Source organism: Streptomyces sp. NPDC059373 (genome assembly GCF_042751495.1).
In the GTDB taxonomy this organism is placed as follows: Bacteria; Actinomycetota; Actinomycetes; order Streptomycetales; family Streptomycetaceae; genus Actinacidiphila.
The window spans coordinates 1-14,851 of record NZ_JBHYXC010000007.1; the positions used below are offsets into that span (position 1 = coordinate 1).

17 protein-coding genes are annotated in these 14,851 nt (G+C 69.1%); 6 read left to right on the forward strand and 11 right to left on the reverse strand.

Annotated features, from left to right (window positions below):
• From ACFXJ5_RS13715 to ACFXJ5_RS13725, 3 genes are all read left to right on the forward strand, one after another.
• Positions 1–177, forward strand: a 177-nt coding sequence (locus tag ACFXJ5_RS13715; protein ID WP_384630728.1) for an aldehyde dehydrogenase family protein, incomplete at its 5' end; no start/stop codon positions are given.
• A 185-nt stretch (positions 178–362) separates the two neighbouring features.
• Complete coding sequence (locus ACFXJ5_RS13720; RefSeq protein ID WP_384630559.1) at positions 363–626, forward strand: transposase; 264 nt, start codon at positions 363–365, stop codon at positions 624–626.
• Entirely contained in the window at positions 595–861 is a 267-nt protein-coding gene (locus ACFXJ5_RS13725) for an IS3 family transposase (RefSeq protein ID WP_384630560.1), read from the forward strand. The genes ACFXJ5_RS13720 and ACFXJ5_RS13725 overlap by 32 nt, the downstream gene beginning before the upstream one ends.
• Here ACFXJ5_RS13725 and ACFXJ5_RS13730 read toward each other — a convergent pair.
• Complete coding sequence (locus ACFXJ5_RS13730) at positions 845–1,894, reverse strand: IS110 family RNA-guided transposase (protein WP_384630561.1); 1,050 nt, start codon at positions 1,892–1,894, stop codon at positions 845–847. The genes ACFXJ5_RS13725 and ACFXJ5_RS13730 overlap by 17 nt on opposite strands.
• Positions 1,895–2,281: 387 nt before the next feature.
• Positions 2,282–3,496 (reverse strand): amino acid ABC transporter substrate-binding protein, encoded by a 1,215-nt coding sequence (locus ACFXJ5_RS13735; protein WP_384630562.1) that lies wholly within the window; start codon positions 3,494–3,496, stop codon positions 2,282–2,284.
• A gap of 252 nt (positions 3,497–3,748) precedes the next feature.
• Here ACFXJ5_RS13735 and ACFXJ5_RS13740 point away from each other — a divergent pair, with 252 nt between their 5' ends.
• Both ACFXJ5_RS13740 and ACFXJ5_RS13745 read left to right on the forward strand, forming a co-directional pair.
• Positions 3,749–4,120, forward strand: a complete 372-nt coding sequence (locus ACFXJ5_RS13740; protein ID WP_384630563.1) for a cupin domain-containing protein — start codon at positions 3,749–3,751, stop codon at positions 4,118–4,120.
• 60 nt (positions 4,121–4,180) lie between these two features.
• Positions 4,181–4,951 (forward strand): IclR family transcriptional regulator, encoded by a 771-nt coding sequence (locus ACFXJ5_RS13745; RefSeq protein WP_384630564.1) that lies wholly within the window; start codon positions 4,181–4,183, stop codon positions 4,949–4,951.
• Here the strand turns inward: ACFXJ5_RS13745 and ACFXJ5_RS13750 are convergent.
• Genes ACFXJ5_RS13750 through ACFXJ5_RS13790 form a run of 9 tightly spaced genes read right to left on the reverse strand, consistent with a single transcriptional unit; the run spans position 4,939 to position 13,587 of the window.
• Positions 4,939–5,490 carry a cupin domain-containing protein gene (locus ACFXJ5_RS13750; RefSeq protein WP_384630565.1) on the reverse strand — a complete coding sequence of 184 codons (552 nt, stop codon included), beginning with the start codon at positions 5,488–5,490 and terminating at the stop codon, positions 4,939–4,941. The genes ACFXJ5_RS13745 and ACFXJ5_RS13750 overlap by 13 nt on opposite strands.
• A complete protein-coding gene (locus tag ACFXJ5_RS13755; protein ID WP_384630566.1) occupies positions 5,487–8,015 on the reverse strand; it encodes an ATP-binding cassette domain-containing protein in 2,529 nt (842 codons plus the stop codon). The genes ACFXJ5_RS13750 and ACFXJ5_RS13755 overlap by 4 nt, the downstream gene beginning before the upstream one ends.
• The gene (locus tag ACFXJ5_RS13760; protein WP_384630567.1) at positions 8,012–8,893 is read right to left on the reverse strand and encodes a branched-chain amino acid ABC transporter permease; all 882 of its coding nucleotides are present in this window, start codon (positions 8,891–8,893) and stop codon (positions 8,012–8,014) included. The genes ACFXJ5_RS13755 and ACFXJ5_RS13760 overlap by 4 nt, the downstream gene beginning before the upstream one ends.
• On the reverse strand, positions 8,890–9,501 hold the full coding sequence (locus ACFXJ5_RS13765) for a DAPG hydrolase family protein (protein ID WP_384630568.1): 612 nt from the start codon (positions 9,499–9,501) through the stop codon (positions 8,890–8,892). The genes ACFXJ5_RS13760 and ACFXJ5_RS13765 overlap by 4 nt, the downstream gene beginning before the upstream one ends.
• A gap of 10 nt (positions 9,502–9,511) precedes the next feature.
• On the reverse strand, positions 9,512–10,273 hold the full coding sequence (locus tag ACFXJ5_RS13770) for an SDR family NAD(P)-dependent oxidoreductase (RefSeq protein WP_384630569.1): 762 nt from the start codon (positions 10,271–10,273) through the stop codon (positions 9,512–9,514).
• Positions 10,270–11,187, reverse strand: a complete 918-nt coding sequence (locus tag ACFXJ5_RS13775) for a 3-hydroxyacyl-CoA dehydrogenase family protein (protein ID WP_384630570.1) — start codon at positions 11,185–11,187, stop codon at positions 10,270–10,272. Before ACFXJ5_RS13775 ends, ACFXJ5_RS13770 begins: the two co-directional genes overlap by 4 nt.
• Positions 11,184–11,987 carry an SDR family NAD(P)-dependent oxidoreductase gene (locus ACFXJ5_RS13780; RefSeq protein ID WP_384630571.1) on the reverse strand — a complete coding sequence of 268 codons (804 nt, stop codon included), beginning with the start codon at positions 11,985–11,987 and terminating at the stop codon, positions 11,184–11,186. Before ACFXJ5_RS13780 ends, ACFXJ5_RS13775 begins: the two co-directional genes overlap by 4 nt.
• Positions 11,988–11,992: 5 nt before the next feature.
• A complete protein-coding gene (locus ACFXJ5_RS13785; RefSeq protein ID WP_384630572.1) occupies positions 11,993–12,787 on the reverse strand; it encodes a cyclase family protein in 795 nt (264 codons plus the stop codon).
• Entirely contained in the window at positions 12,784–13,587 is an 804-nt protein-coding gene (locus ACFXJ5_RS13790; protein WP_384630573.1) for a cyclase family protein, read from the reverse strand. The genes ACFXJ5_RS13785 and ACFXJ5_RS13790 overlap by 4 nt, the downstream gene beginning before the upstream one ends.
• A gap of 407 nt (positions 13,588–13,994) precedes the next feature.
• On the opposite strand from ACFXJ5_RS13790, the gene ACFXJ5_RS13795 reads away from it, so the two are divergent.
• Complete coding sequence (locus tag ACFXJ5_RS13795) at positions 13,995–14,822, forward strand: IclR family transcriptional regulator (protein WP_384630574.1); 828 nt, start codon at positions 13,995–13,997, stop codon at positions 14,820–14,822.
• The last annotated feature ends 29 nt before the right edge of the window (positions 14,823–14,851 follow it).

Genomic DNA, 14,851 nt, shown 5'->3' on the forward strand with positions numbered 1-14,851 from the left:
ATGCGCATGTCCAAGCGCCTCGACTTCGGCTGCGTCTGGATCAACACCCACATCCCCCTGGTCGCCGAAATGCCCCACGGCGGCTTCAAGAAATCCGGCTACGGCAAGGACCTCTCCGCCTACGGCTTCGAGGACTACACCCGCATCAAACACGTCATGACCTCACTCGACGGCTGACACCCGCGATGCACAGCCCCGGGCGCCCACATGGGCACCCGGGGCCGCGGCATGCCGTCAACGGCCCGACTCCGGCCCCGTCAAAGCCGCGTTACCCCGAAGTGGCGTCGAACTGGGCTTGATTCGCTTTGACGGACATCTGAGATCAGGGGTTCTGCCCCAGGAGGATGTCCATCATGGAGAGCATGGGGAAGAAGAAGCCTCGGCCTCGCCGTTCGTTCACGCCGGAGTTCGAGGCCGAGATCGTCGAGCTGTGCCGGCGCGGTGACCGCTCGGTCGGCCAGATCGCCAAGGACTTCGACCTGACCGAGACCGCGGTGCGATTGTGGGTCAGCCAGGCCGAGGTCGACGCGGGCGAGCGCGACGGGCTGACGAGCGGTGATCGGTTCGGTCGGCGACGCCTACGACAACGCCCTGATGGAATCGACGATCGGCCTGTTCAAGGCTGAGCTGATCAAACCCGGCCGGCCCTGGAAGACGCTCTCCCAGGTCGAGCTCGCCACCGCCGAGTGGATCGAGTGGTACTGCCACCGCCGACTCCACGGTAAGAAGGTAGGCCACGTCCCACCCGTCGAGTACGAGATCAACCACTACATGGAATCCACGAAACCCCAGGTCACAACCACAATCCGAGATCTCTACCGAACCCGGGGTGCCTCTGTGTTTGTCAAGCTGCCGCTGTGAGACGGGATTTGACTCGGCGTTCGTCGGCGAGCATGACGCGCCAGACGTGGTCGGCGAGCCTGCGTTTCAGGCACCGTTTCGCCTCCTTGGGCGTCTTTCCTTCCGCGAGCTTGCGCTGGTAGTAGGCGTGCCCGGGAGAGCTGGGCATCCGGATCTGCACGACGGCGATCGTGTGGAGGACCGAGTTGAGCTGTCGGTCTCCGGAGCGAGAGAGCCGGTGGCGGGCCTTGTCCGCGCTCGCGATCTCCACGGGGGCCGCACCGACGTAGTTCGCGAACGCTGCCGAAGTGGGGAAGCGACTGGCTCGCCCGACCCTGCCGATCAGCCGGGCGGCCATCACCGGCCCGATCCCCGGGGTGTTCATCAGCGTGCTCTCGGCCGCCTCCACGAGGGTCTGCATGCGGGCACTGTTCTCGGCGAGCTGCCGGTCCAGCGTGCGGATCTCGGCGACGAGGTCGCGAGCGAGGTCCTTGCGGACCCGCTCGACGTCTCCGTCAGGGCGGACCGTCCGCAGAAGCCCGGCCGCCTGGTCGGCGGACAACTGAGCCGGGGCGCCTCCGGGCAGCAGATCCCGCAACAGCGCGTGGAGTTGGTTGACGGTGCGGACCCGGGCCTGCGTCAGGTTGACGCGCCGCTCGTCCAGCAGGGCCAACGCCGTGGCCTGGTCCTCGGCGCCGACTTCGCGGCCATCGCCGTGCAGGTAGGCCACCGTCGCGGCAGCCGCCGCGTCGATCCGGTCGTTCTTGCGCCGACCGCCGCGGGACAGCTCACGGACCCGGCTGGTCGCGGCTGCAGGGACGTCGACGACGCGCTCACCACGGGCGATGAGCCACTGCGCCAGGTGCCGCCCCAGCCCGTTGGCGTTCTCCACTGCCCACGTGCGCTGCGGCCACGTGCGAGCCCAGGTCAGCAGCCGCCGGTACTCCGCCAGACTCGCCTCGATCCGCAATGAGTCGATCTGTTGGTTCGAGGCGGGCTCGACGGCGGTGGCAGTGTGGGTGGACTTGTGCGGATCGACACCGATCAATATCACGGGAATGCGTTCCTCGCGGTCGGACGACAGGGGGCGTCCACGGCCGACACGCCGACTTCCGGAACCAACCGACCCGGGACACGCATCTGTTGAGTCAGACCGCGGACGGACGCCGATCCGGTGACATACCCCGGGACAGCCAGCCCCGAAGAGCGGCAGACGGTTCACGAGTCACCCGAGCCGGCGTCCTACGAAACGCTACGAGCGGCCAACCCGACCGCGTTCCGCTGCAGCCATACAAGTCGGCGGTTCACCCGACCCCAGCGTCGGGCCCCAGCCATCCCCGCCTGGCGACCAGAAACAACATCGCGGATCCACCGCGATCAGCCCAGTCCAGCCACCCCAAGCGAAACGGGGAGGTCAGGCGAAAGGCGTACGGATTCCTGCTCAGCCGGTGGGGAGCGGGAAGAGGACCTTGCCCGTGGCCTCCTTGGCCGGGGCGATGACGACGGTCTTCCCGTTGTGCCACTGGTCCTCGACCATCGGCAGGGTGGCGGTGTGGTCCGCCCCGAACTTGATGCGGCCCACCACGTAGGTGGCGTCGGTCCTGCCGATCTCGGCGTTGACCTTGGCCTTGTCCGTGGTGCCGGCCCGGGTGATGGCGTCGATCAGGATCTGAGCGGCGGTGCTGGTGTCGGCGATGTGCTGCGAGGACGTCTGGTGGGTCTGCACCTCGAATTCGGCCGTCAGCGTCTTGGCTCCGGCGTACGGGAACGAGGGGTCCCAGTAACCGCCCACCATGACGCCGTTGGCGAGCCTGCCCAGCGCGGTGGCGAACTGGACCGGCTCGGCGCCCTCCTCCATGACCGTCATCTTGGGCGAGTACCCGGCCGAGACCATCTGCTTGCGCAGGGCGATCGACGACGGCGGCCCGAAGACGGACAGCAGCACATCGGCACCGGTCGCCTTGATCTTCGCCAGCGCCGAGCTGAACTGCGAGGTGTCCGGCGGGAAGGCGGCGTTGTACACCACGGTGAAGCCGTGCTTGGCCGCCCACTTCGGCCACTCCTCGCCACCGATGACGTTCTCGTTCTTGCCGTTCGAGTGGAGGATCGCGACCTTCTTGTTGGTCTTCAGCCCCAGCTCGTCGATGGTGTTGAACGGCGTCTCCGTCAGCTGGTCGGAGTTGAAGAACAGGTCCCAGGCCCACTTCCACTTCTTCGTGGTGCCGAAGGTGTTGGTGGCCGCGCAGCCGGTGACCAGGGGGACACCTGCCCGGTCGGCGATGAGTGCACCGGGTTCGACCAGAGAGTCGGTGCACGAGCCGAGCAGGGCATCGACGTGATCACTGGTGATGAGCCGCTGGACGTTGTTGACCGTACGGTTCGGGTCGGTCTGATCGTCCAGGATGATCAGCTTGACCTTGCGCTTGACGCCGCCGATCTTGATGCCGCCGGTCTTGTTCACCGCGTCGACCGCGTGCTGGTAGCCCCACTTCTCGAAGGACCCGAAGCTGGCCAGGGTCCCGCTGAGGGGGATCGACGCCCCGATCGTGATGCCGTCGGAGGAGCTCGAACCGCTCGTACCGTGACCGCAGGCGGTGAGCGTGCCGACCAGCGCGAGAGCCATGACTCCGCAGGCGGCTGGGGCTGTGAGTTTCATCGACGTACAACCTCCGGTGACTGACTCTGCGAGTCAACGTGGCCCATCATGCGGGATTTCTGTACCACCTAGTGGGAGCGCTGACGCTAGACCCCGCCCAGTGGAGCGTCAAGGGTCAGGAAGCGACCGCCTTGACGGAACTTTCGTCGCGCTACGAACTCGCGCGCGCTCGCTTGACCAGCACCACAAGCAGCTCTAGCTTGTTCCGGGATGCGGGTTGAAACTCCCACGATGCGATACAAGGAGCCGTCCATGGCCGTCAAGCCCCAGATGCGTGTGACCCGGCTGGCCGACGCACCCGCCTACACCGCGCCGGCCCATCACGGCGTGGCGACGTTCCGCCTGCAGGGGCGCGAGGCCGGGCCGACGGAGCACTTCTGGGTCGGCCTGACGTACTACCTGCCCGGCGGCGGTACGGAGGAGGTCCCGGCCGGCCAGGAGACGGTGTACGTCGTCCTGGACGGCGAACTCACCCTCCACGCCGATGGTCAGGAGGTCACCCTGGGCCCGCAGGACTCCGTCCATCTGACCCCGGGCACCCTGCGGCGGCTGGAGAATCGCAGTGCGCGGCCGGCCACGCTCCTCGTGGTCATCGCCGAACCCCCGTCGGTGCCAGGGTTGTGAGCGCGTGAGCGCCCCCACCGGGGGCGGCGGATGATGGTCTGCATGGAGGTCCACAGCACGATGAGCACAACCGAACACGTCCCTGGGACAAGCGGGGTCCAGGTGATCACCCGCGCCGCCGAGATCATGCGCACCCTGCAGGCGGTGCCCGGTGGCATGACCCAGACGGAGCTCGTGGAGCACATCGGCCTGGCCAAGTCGACGGTCCACCGGCTGCTCAACGCCCTCGAGGAGGAGGGCCTGGTGGAGTCCAGCGGGCCACGGGGCCGGTACTGGATCGGGTCGGTTGTCCGGCGGATGGCCGACACCGCCCGGCAGGGGCTGGTGGCCCAGATCCATCCGCTGCTGGAAGAGCTGTCCCGCGAGGTCTTCGAGACCGTCGACCTGTCCGCGCTCGACCGGAACCATGTGACCTTCATCGACCAGGTGGTGGTCCCGCACCGGCTCCAGGCGGTCAGCGCCGTCGGCGAGTCGTACCCCCTGCACTGCACCGCGAACGGCAAGGCCTACCTGGCCGCGATGTCGGCCCGGGAACTGGCCGCCGTACTGCCGGACGAACTGCCCGCACACACCGCCCGCACCATCACCGACCGGGCCGCGCTGGAGCGCGAGCTGCAGCGGGTGCGGGACGAGGGGGTCGCCTACGACATCGAGGAGCACACCGAGGGCGTCTGCTCGGTGAGCAGGCTCATCCACGGTCCGCTGGGAGTCCCGTTCGCCGTCGGCATCCCGCTCCCGGCGCAGCGCTTCCACGGCAGGGAACTCCTGCTCCGCGACGCCCTGGTGGGATGGGCCGCGCGCGTCGAGCAGCACCTCGATCAGCTCGGCTGAACCTCCTGCCGTACGCCGACGTGGAAGACCGCAAGGGTGACCGGGGCGTCACCGAGGTTCCGCCAGGCGTGCCGGGTGCCGTTCTGGACGACCGTGTCACCCCGGCGGACCGGGGTCATCGCCCCGTCGTCGAGCTCCAGCCAGACCTCCCCGTCCAGCACGACGATGCAGTCGACCGTGTCGGTGGTGTGCATCCCGGGGTTGTCCGGCTCGAACAACCCGGCCAGCCCCGGGGAGACTTCACGCTGCTCCATGTCGGCGGCCACCGGGTCGAAACCGGAGTCGGTGAACACCGCGTCCGGCGGGAACACCACGATCACGAACCGTGTCCCGCCGGGTCCGGGCAGCTGCCACCGGAACCCCGGCGTGGGATCGGCGCCGTCCAGGCGGGCCGCGCCGTCCGGGGCCGTGCCCCACAGCACCGTGGAACTCATGCCCGGTACGTGCACCAGATCGTGGGTGCGCGGGGCCGGTGCGTCGCTGACGACGACGGATTTCCCCTCCGGGGTGCGGCCGGTGACGATTCTGCGGATCTTCATCGACTCTCCTTCCCGTTCAGAACAGGGTCCTCGGGAGCGGCCGCGCCCTTGGCCTCGCCGACGTACAGCGAGAGCAGGCTGTCACTGGTGCGCACCTGCGCGGGGGTGCCCGCGAGGGCGACGCGGCCCTTCTCCAGGACCACGACGCGGTCGGCCAGGGCGAGACCGCGTTCGACGTTCTGCTCGATGACGATCATGGCGACGCCGCGTCCGTTGATCTCCGCGAGGGCCTCGTAGAGGCGGTCGACCATGATGGGTGCCAGCCCGAGGGAGATCTCGTCGAAGACGACCAGTCGCGGTGCCGCCATCAGCGAGCGGCCGATCGCCAGCATCTGCTGCTGGCCGCCCGACAGCGCGCGGCCGGAGTTGCCGCGGCGGTCCCGCAGCGCCTCGAAGAGGTCGTAGACGGCCGACAGCCGGTGTTCGCGCTCCGCCCGTGACGGCGCGGTACGGGCCCCGAGCAACAGGTTCTCCTCCACCGTGAGGTCGCCGAAGATCCGCCGGCCCTCCATGCAGTGGGCCACCCCGAGGCGTACGATCTCGTGCGCGGGCATGCGGTCGGTGCGTCGGCCGTCGAACCAGATCTCGCCGCCGCTGACCGGCACCATGCCGCTCAGGGCCCTGGCTGTGGTGGTCTTGCCGGCTCCGTTGGCGCCCAGCAGGGCCAGCACCTCGCCCTCGCCTACGGTCAGCGATACGTCGTGCAGGGCGCGGAAGGCCCCGTACCGGGCGGCAACGCCCTTGACCTCCAGCAGCGGACGGCCCGGGGAACCCGGACTCGGCCTGACGGCCCGGTGACCGGCGTCCGCGCCACCGGAGGTGCCCAGGTACACCGCGGCGACCTGCGGATCCCCCAGCACGTCCGCGGGTTCGCCCTCGACGAGCAGCCGTCCTCCGTCGAGCACGACGAGGCGGTCGCAGCACTCCCGGATGACCTCGAGAACGTGCTCGACGATGAGGACGGCGTCGACCTCGGTGCGCAACGAGCCGATCAGCTCGATGAGTTCACGCAGTTCGGACTCCACGAGCCCGGCGCCGATCTCGTCCAGCAGAAGGATCCGCGGATGGACGGCGAGGGCGCGGGCGAGTTCCAGCCGCTTCAGGCGCAGCAGGCCCAGCTCCGCCGCGGGGGTGTCGGCGAAGTCGAGCAGTCCGCACCGCGTGAGGATCCGCTCGCACTCCGCCCGCGCCACGGCGCTGCGCCGTCCAGCACCGTGCATCTGCGCCACGAGCAGGTTCTCCAGCACGGTCATCTGCCCGAACGGCCGCGGGACCTGGTGCGTCCGTCCGATGCCGGCGCGAGCCCGTGCCCGCGCCCCGTGAGCCGTGACATCGGCGCCGAACAGTTCGACTGTGCCGTCGCCCGGGACCGCCCCGGACAGCAGGCCGATGAGGGTGCTCTTGCCGGCGCCGTTGGGGCCGACCATGCCGAGCACCTCGCCGACCCGCAACTCCAGGTCCACGCCGTCGACCGCGCGGACGCCGCCGTAGGTCTTCCCCATGCCGGCGGCGCGCAGCAATACGGTCCCGGGGTCGGTGGTCGTACGTTCCACCGGCCCGGCCACGGCGGCGTGCGGGACGGGCGTTGCTGCACGTACCGGTGCCCAACGGGCCTTGGCCAGGCGGGTGGCGGCACCCCAAATGCCGTCGGGAGCGATCCGGATGATGGCGATGAGAAGGACGCCGAGAATCGCCAGGTGCGCCTCAGGGTAGTTCGCGAGGCTCTCCGAGAGGGCGACGGAGACACCCGACCCGATCAGTGGGCCGATGATCGTGCCGACACCGCCGATGATGGCGGCGTTGACCGTCTCGATGGTCCAGTTGAAGGTGAACGAGCCCGACGGTTCGATGTAGCCGGTCCGTTGCGCCTGGATGCCGCCGACGATGCCCATGACGAAGGCGGCCAGCGCGAAGGCGACCAGCTTGGTGCGGAAGGCCGCGACACCGATGCGCCCGGCGACGTCCTCGTCGTCGCGGATCGCCATGAGGCCGAGGCCGAGCCGGCTGCGTACGATCCAGCCGACGGCGCCCGTGGCCACGACGGCGCAGACCAGCGAGAGCAGATAGACGGTTCTGGCGCTGGGCGCGGCACCCATCAAGGTGATGCCCTGGTTGCCGCCGAGGCCGTTGTAGTTGGACATGAAGATGCCGAGCGCCTGGGCCAGGACCAGGGAGCCGATCGTGAAGTACAGCCCGCGGAAACGGAACATCGGCACGGCCACGACCAGGGCGAACAGGACGGAGAACACCCCGCCGGCCAGGATCGACGGATAGATGCCCAGGCTCGCCGACAGGGCCAGCTTCCCGGTCGCGTACGAACCGACGCCCACGAACGCCGACACGGCCAGCGACACCACCCCGCCGAAGCCGGCCATGATGTTCCACGCCTGGGCCAGCGCGAGGAGCTGTACGACCTCGAAGGCGACGAGTAGCCCGTAGTCGGAGGTCAGCCACGGCAGCGCGGCCAGGAGCACGACGGCGACCGCGGAGCCGCCGAGCACTGCGTATTTACGGATGGTCATCATGCGTACACCCGCCCGAAGAAGCCCTGCGGCCGAAGAGACAGGACGATGAGGAAGGCCACGAAACCGATGAAGTCCCGGTAGCCGTCGCCGAAGAACGCCGCGCCGACGCTCTCGATCACTCCGAGGGTGATCGCGCCGAGGAAGGCTCCCTTGACCGATCCCAGTCCGCCGAGGACGACCACGACGAATCCGGTCAGCAGGTAGGAGAGCCCGGAGGTCGGTGTGAAGTCGAAGGTGGTGCCGACGAGCACGCCGCCCACGGCGGCGCAGGCCGCGGCGAGGCCGTAGACGAAGACGTGGATCCGCCGTACGTCGACGCCGAGCGCGGCAGCGGCGGCCGGGTCCTCCGCGCTGGCCCGGATCTCCCGGCCCACGCCGGTGCGTTGCACCATCAGGTGCACCGCGCCGCACAGGACCACCCCGATCACGAAGGAGATCACATACACGCCGGGCACCCGCACCCCGAGGAACTCCAGTGAACTGGTCGCGTAGGACGCCTTGAGCGACCGGGTGTCGCCGGACCAGATGAGGACGAAGAGGTTCTGGGCGATGACCGACAGCGCGAAGGTGGTCAGCATGGCCGGCTCCGGGCTCTTGGTCATGAGCGGCTGGAGCAGCAGCCGGTGCACCGGCGCGGCGATGAGGAAGACCAGGGGTGCGACGATCACGATCGACACGAGCGGGTCGAGGCCGCCGTGTGCGGCGAGTTCGAACGACAGATAGGCGCCGAGCATGATCAGCTCGCCGTGCACGATGTTGACCAGGCGCATCACGCCGAACACCAGGGACAGTCCGAGCGCGGTCACCGCGAACAGCCCGCCGAGAAGCACGCCGGAGATCAATGCGTTGAGAAGGCCGAGGCCCGACAGGATGCTCATGTTCCGTGCCCTTCGGACGCGTGGAGTGCGGGCAGGAAGCCGGTCAGGTAGGCGAACTCCTCGTGCACGTGCCGCAGCCGGCCGTTGGTCAGGACGTCCACATCGCCGCCGGGGGCGAGGTTGAGCCACCAGCAGCTGCGCAATTCGGTGCCGTACCCGCGGCGGACGGCGACGTGCAGAAAGCGCGCGGCCTCGTGGGGGTGGGGACGGTCGTTGTCGTCAAGCGCGTGGACGACGGCGCAGACCGCGGCTCCGACATCGAATGCGGCGAAGGCGGAGACGTCCAGCATCTGCTCCGGAGGGACGAAGCTGATCTCCGTACGCAGCAGGGGCGGGGCGCCCCCGTAGCAGTGGTGCGCCAGATGGGTCGCGCCCACGTGGCGGCCCGGCTCCTTGCCGCGTACCCACGCGAACGCCTTGTGGTCGACCGGATGGAAGCGGTGGTAGGTCTCCTCGTCCATGCGGCCGAACCACCAGTCGATCATCCCCGGTGCCACTCCCCCCAGCCGGTCCAGCGCGGCGACCCTGATCCGCTCCGGCGACAGCACTTCGATCTCGTCGCGCCACTCAGGCGCCGACACAACGCGGTCCGCCGACTCGATCTCCATGGGTGCCGCCTCACCAGGCGCTGTGGCCGGCTTCGACGGGGACGATCGCTCCCGTCATGAAGGACGCTTCGTCGCTCGCCAGGAACGCGGCGACATTGGCGATCTCCTCCGGCCGGGCGTAGCGCTTCAGCAGTTGACGACCGGTCAGTTGCTTGATCGCCGCCTCCTTGTCCTCGAAGCTCGCGAGGTGGTTCTGCGCCATCGGCGTGTCGACGCCGCCGGGACAGATCGCGTTGATCCGGATCTCGGGGGCGAACTCGGCGGCGGCCGCCCTGGTCAGACCGATCACGGCCGACTTGGACGGGCAGTAGGCGCTCACATTCGGCAGCGCCAGCAGCCCGCCGACCGAGGCGACATTGATGATCGAGCCGCCACCGGACCGCCGCATCTCGGGCACCGCCCTTTGGATGGCGATGAGTTGGGAGAGGCAGTTGACGTGCATCAGGTGGTCGAAGTCCTCCGGCGTGGTGTCGGCCAGCGACTTCATGATCAGGATTCCGACGTTGTTGACGAGCACATCGATCCGGCCGAAGTCGCGGACGGCCGACGCCACCAGTTCGTCCATGGTCGCCGGGTCCACGATGTCCCCCGCCACGGCCGCCGCCTTGGCGCCCGCCGCCCGCACCTGGGTGACCGTCTCCTCCAGGGCCACCGGATCGAGATCGGTGAGTCCGAGGCCGGCCCCCTCGGCGGCGAACTTGTGCGCCATGGCCCGGCCGATACCGCTGCCCGCGCCGGTGATCAGTGCCGTCTTTCCCGTCAGTCGGGTCATCGTTGACCGTCCTTTCCTGGCTCGTTGTTACGCCTACGGGCCGCCGCCTCGGCCAGCGCCCGGGTGATCTCGGCGCGGCGGGCCTCGGCCTCGCCGGGGCGCCACTCCCGGAAGGTCTCTCCCTTACGGACCTTCTCGACCAGCAGCGGATGCGGCCCGGCCGTCCGGTCCAGGGACGGCATGAGGACCTCGTGGATGGCCAGGGTCAGTTCCAGGCCGCTCAGGTCCGACTGCTCCAGCGGTCCTACGATGCCGAGCCTGGCCCCGAATCCGTAGCGGGTGACCGTGTCGACCGTCTCGGCACTGCACACCCCGGCGGCGACGAGTGCGATCGCCTCGCGTTTCAGAGCGTGTTGCAGGCGGTTGCCGACGAACCCGGGCACGTCGGCGACGACATGCACCGGCTTCATGCCGACCTCGTCGAGGACCTGGCACGTCCACGCGATCAGTTCGGGGTCGCTGCGCCGGGCCTGGACGACCTCGACGAGCGGGACCAGGTAGGGCGGATTCCAGAAGTGCGTGCCGATCACCCGTTCCGGGCGCCGGGTGTCGCGGGCGATCTCGCCGATCGGGATGGCGGAGGTGTTGCTTGCCAGCACCACGCCGGGCGCGGTGAGTTGATCGAGGTCACGGAAGATGGCCTGCTTGACGGCGACCCGCTCCGGGCCCGCCTCGATGACCAGGTCCGCGTCGCGTACGGCGGCGGCGAGACCGGGGGCGAGGGTCAGCAGGCCCAGCGCGTCCTCGGCCGACGTCCCGGCCAGTTCGGTCCCGGCCCGCAGCCGGGCTTCGACTCCTGTCAGGACCACGGGATCCGGGTCGTACACGGTCACCGGCTGCCCGGCGGTCGCGAAGACCTGCGCGATGGCGGTGCCCATCACGCCGGCGCCCACGATGGCGATGGAGAGGCTCATGCCGCCGTGTACCCGCCGTCGACGTAGATGATCTGGCCGGTGACGAAATCGGAGGCCGGGGAGAGCAGGTAGAGGGCGAGCCCGACGAAGTCCTCGGGCTCCCCGAGCCGTTTCATCGGGATCCGGGAGTAGTTGCGTTCCCTGGCCAGCCGCCCCGCCTCGGTGTCGGCGAAGATCCAGTCGGTGAGGGTGGACCGGAAGACAGCCGGGGCGATGGCGTTGACATTGATGCCCCGCGGCCCCCACTCGGTCGCGAGGGTCTTGGTGAGGGCGTCGGTGGCGCCCTTGGACGTGCAGTAGGCCGTGTATCCGGCCGGGCTGCCCTGCCGCCCCCGGACCGAGGAGATCAGCACCAGCTTGCCGCGGCCCCCGCGTTCCGACACATGCCTGCCGAATGCCTTCGCCATCAGCCATGGGCCGCGTACGTTGGCGTCCATGATGGCCTGCCAGTCGTCGTACGGCATCTCCTCGATCGGCGCGGGCTTGTTGTAGCCCGAGGCGAAGAAGACCGAGTCCACCGTCCCGTACGCCGCCACCGCCGCGCCCAGGATGGCCTCGGCGTCCATCAGGTCCTCGGTCCGCCTGACCATCAACTCGGGCTCGCCGCCCGCTTCCCGTACCTCCGCTGCGACCGCGTCGAGGCCGCCCGCCGAGCCGGAGACCAGCAGCAGCCGGGCCCCCAGCGTGCCGAGCGCGATCGCCACGGCACGGCCGAGCGCCCCGGAGGCGCCGGTGATCACGACGACCTTGCCGGACACGTCGAACAGAGAGAGGGGCTTCCTCAGTGCGTCCTGTGTCATCACGGTCACACTCCGGTCGGGATACGGAATCGCTGGTCGGGGTCGACCACGGCGACGATGCGGATCGGCGAACCGTCGCCCTCCTTGATCCGGGTGGGGAACGCCATGAAGGTGCAGCGCCTGCCGGTGACGGCGTCGAGCTCGCCGCCGACGTTCTCGATGCCGGGGACGCCGTTGAGGAGCATCGTCTTGTGCGCCGGCTCCCAGTCGGGGAAGTCCTCGTGCACGTCGCGCCCGGTCTCGGCCCGGTACTCGTCGATCAGGTGCGGCAGGATCGGCCCGGGGCCGTGCTCCACCATCCGGGTGCCGAGCGGGTGGTCCAGCGCCTGCACGTCGACGCCGACCAGCTTCACCTGCCTGTCCACCAGCCACTGCGCGGCCTCGGTGTAGAGGCCGGGCGAGTAGGAGTAGTAGGTGTCGTTGTCACCGAAATGGTGATGGGCACCCGTGTTGATCATCACGATGTCGTTGGGCTGGATCGCCGGGGTGGCGTTCTCGAGATCCTCGGGGGTGATGACACCCCACTTGCCCTTGGGGATCGAGACGGCGACGCCCGTTCCGAAGAAGCGCCAGAGCTCGTACGAGTCCAGGTAGGGCTGGTCGGCGGTCACATGGACGGGCGCGTCCATGTGCGTGCCACGGTGCATGATCCCGTCGTACTCCACTGTGAAGAAGTCGTGCATCGAGTGGTAGTAGAGCCGGTTGACAACAAGAGGGGCGCTGAACGGCGACGGCCACTGCACCATGTTGTGCCCGAGGGTATGGCTGAGATTGTAGAAACGCAGGTTCTCGGTGCTCATGAGCCGTTCTCCAGTCGGTACTCACCCGAGGGATCGAGGATGGCGACGACCCTGACGGCGCAGGCGTCGGCCTCCGGCCAGAACCACGGGTAGGCATGGAAGGCGCAGCGCTTGCCGCTCACCGAGTCGACCTCGGCGCCGATGTTCTCGATCGTCGGGATGCCGGCCTTGAGCAGCAGCCGGTTCGCCGGATTCCACTTCGGGAAGTCCTCGGCGACCTCCCGGCCGGTGCGGTTGCGGTACCGGCGCGGGACCTCCACCACGAACGGGCCGACTCCCCGGTGCTCCTGGGCGAGCGAGGTGGCCAACGGGTGGTCGATCGTCGCGGTGTCGATCGCGACGAGCTTCACCTCACGGTCGGCCAGCCACTGTGCGGCGGCCTCGCTGAGGCCGGGGCCGTGGCTGAAGTACTCCATGTTGTCCGAGTAGTTCCGGTGCCACCCGGTGTTCACCACGACGATGTCACCGGCCCGGACCTCGTGGCCGGCCGCCTCCAGGTCGGCGGGTTCCACGTACGCCCACTCGCCCTTGGGGACGGACAGCACGACTCCGTTGCCGAAGAAGCGGTCCAGGGGCAACTCCCCGACGCCCTCGCCGCCCTGCGCCAGATAGATCGGGGCGTTCACATGTGTTCCGTGGTGCATGGACGAGACCACATGCTGGGTGAGCACGCCGTGCTTGGCGTGCGTCGCGACCCGGCGTACCTCGATGTCCTTGTATCCGGGGAACGCCGGGGTGTGGTGGCCCCACTCGTGGCTCAGCTCCGCGAACGCGAGCCCGGTAGCCGGTTCGATCACCATCGCTGACTCCTTAGCCTGGGCAGCAACCCCGCAGGACCACGATGCGGGCGACTTGATCCGTATGACGGGACAGTAGGGTCGGCATAGGGGCGTGTCAAGGTTTCGGAGATGTATCGCGGGGCGTCTCGACGCCGCTCGCCGGGAGCACCGCGCCCGGCGCGGAGGACCCGGCGGCGGACGCAGCGACGGACGCAGCGACGGACCCGGCGGCGCCAATACGCTTTCGCCGCCGAATCCGCGAGAGGGGGATAATCGCCGGTTCGCGAATTGACCCGTACTCCGTAATGTCCGCGTCGAATCCAGGACATGACCGCCGGCCGCCGCGCGGGCGCGGTAATCACGTACGGGCAAAGTCCATGGCAGGCAGCACAGATGACCGGACTTCGGTCAGGAGTATTGTTGCGCCCATGACGCAATCTTCCTCGAAGATCCCCGAAACTCCGGGATCGCAGGGCGGGGTCCAGGTCATTGCGAGGGTCGCGCAGGTCTTCCGCGCGCTCGACGGCGAACCGCAGGGGCTCAGCCTCGCGCAGCTCGCGGCGCGGCTCGGCCTTCCGCGCTCGACCGTCCACCGCATCGTGACCGCCCTCGTCACGGAGGGCTTCCTCGCCAGCGCCTCACCGGCCGGACGGGTGCGCATCGGCGCGGAGTTCACCCGCCTGGCGACCTCGAGCCGGCTGGAGCCGTGGGAGGTGGCCGAGCCGTTCATGCGGCGGATCTTCAGCGAGCTGGGCGAGACCGTCGACTGCGCGGTCGTCTACGGACATCAGGTGCGGGTGGTCCACGTCATGCCGACCAGGCACGAACTGCGCGCCGTCGCGGAAGTCGGGGCCACTTTCCCATTGCACTCCAGCTCGAAGGGGAAGGCGATGCTGGCGGAGTTCAGTCCCGACACGGTGGTCCGCATGCTCCCGGCCCGGCTGGACCGTTACACCGACAAGACGCCGTTGAGCGTCGAGACGCTCCTCGCGGAGCTGGCCGGGGTGCGCGAGACGGGGGTGGCGTACGACCACGAGGGAACCACGGTGGGGATCTGCGCCGCCGCGATCGCGCTTCGCGAGCCCTCCGGCACGCTCCTCGCCCTGTCGGTGCCCGTGCCGACACAGCGGTACTGGGACGAGAAGGAGAAGATCACCCGGGTCCTCCAGCAGGTCCGCCGCGAGGCACGGACCGCGTTCGGCGAGCCTGACAAGGTCGCCGGGGAGGCCGGCGCCATGGGAGCACGCATCGATTGACGCGGCAACGGACCTCCCCTATCGTCCCA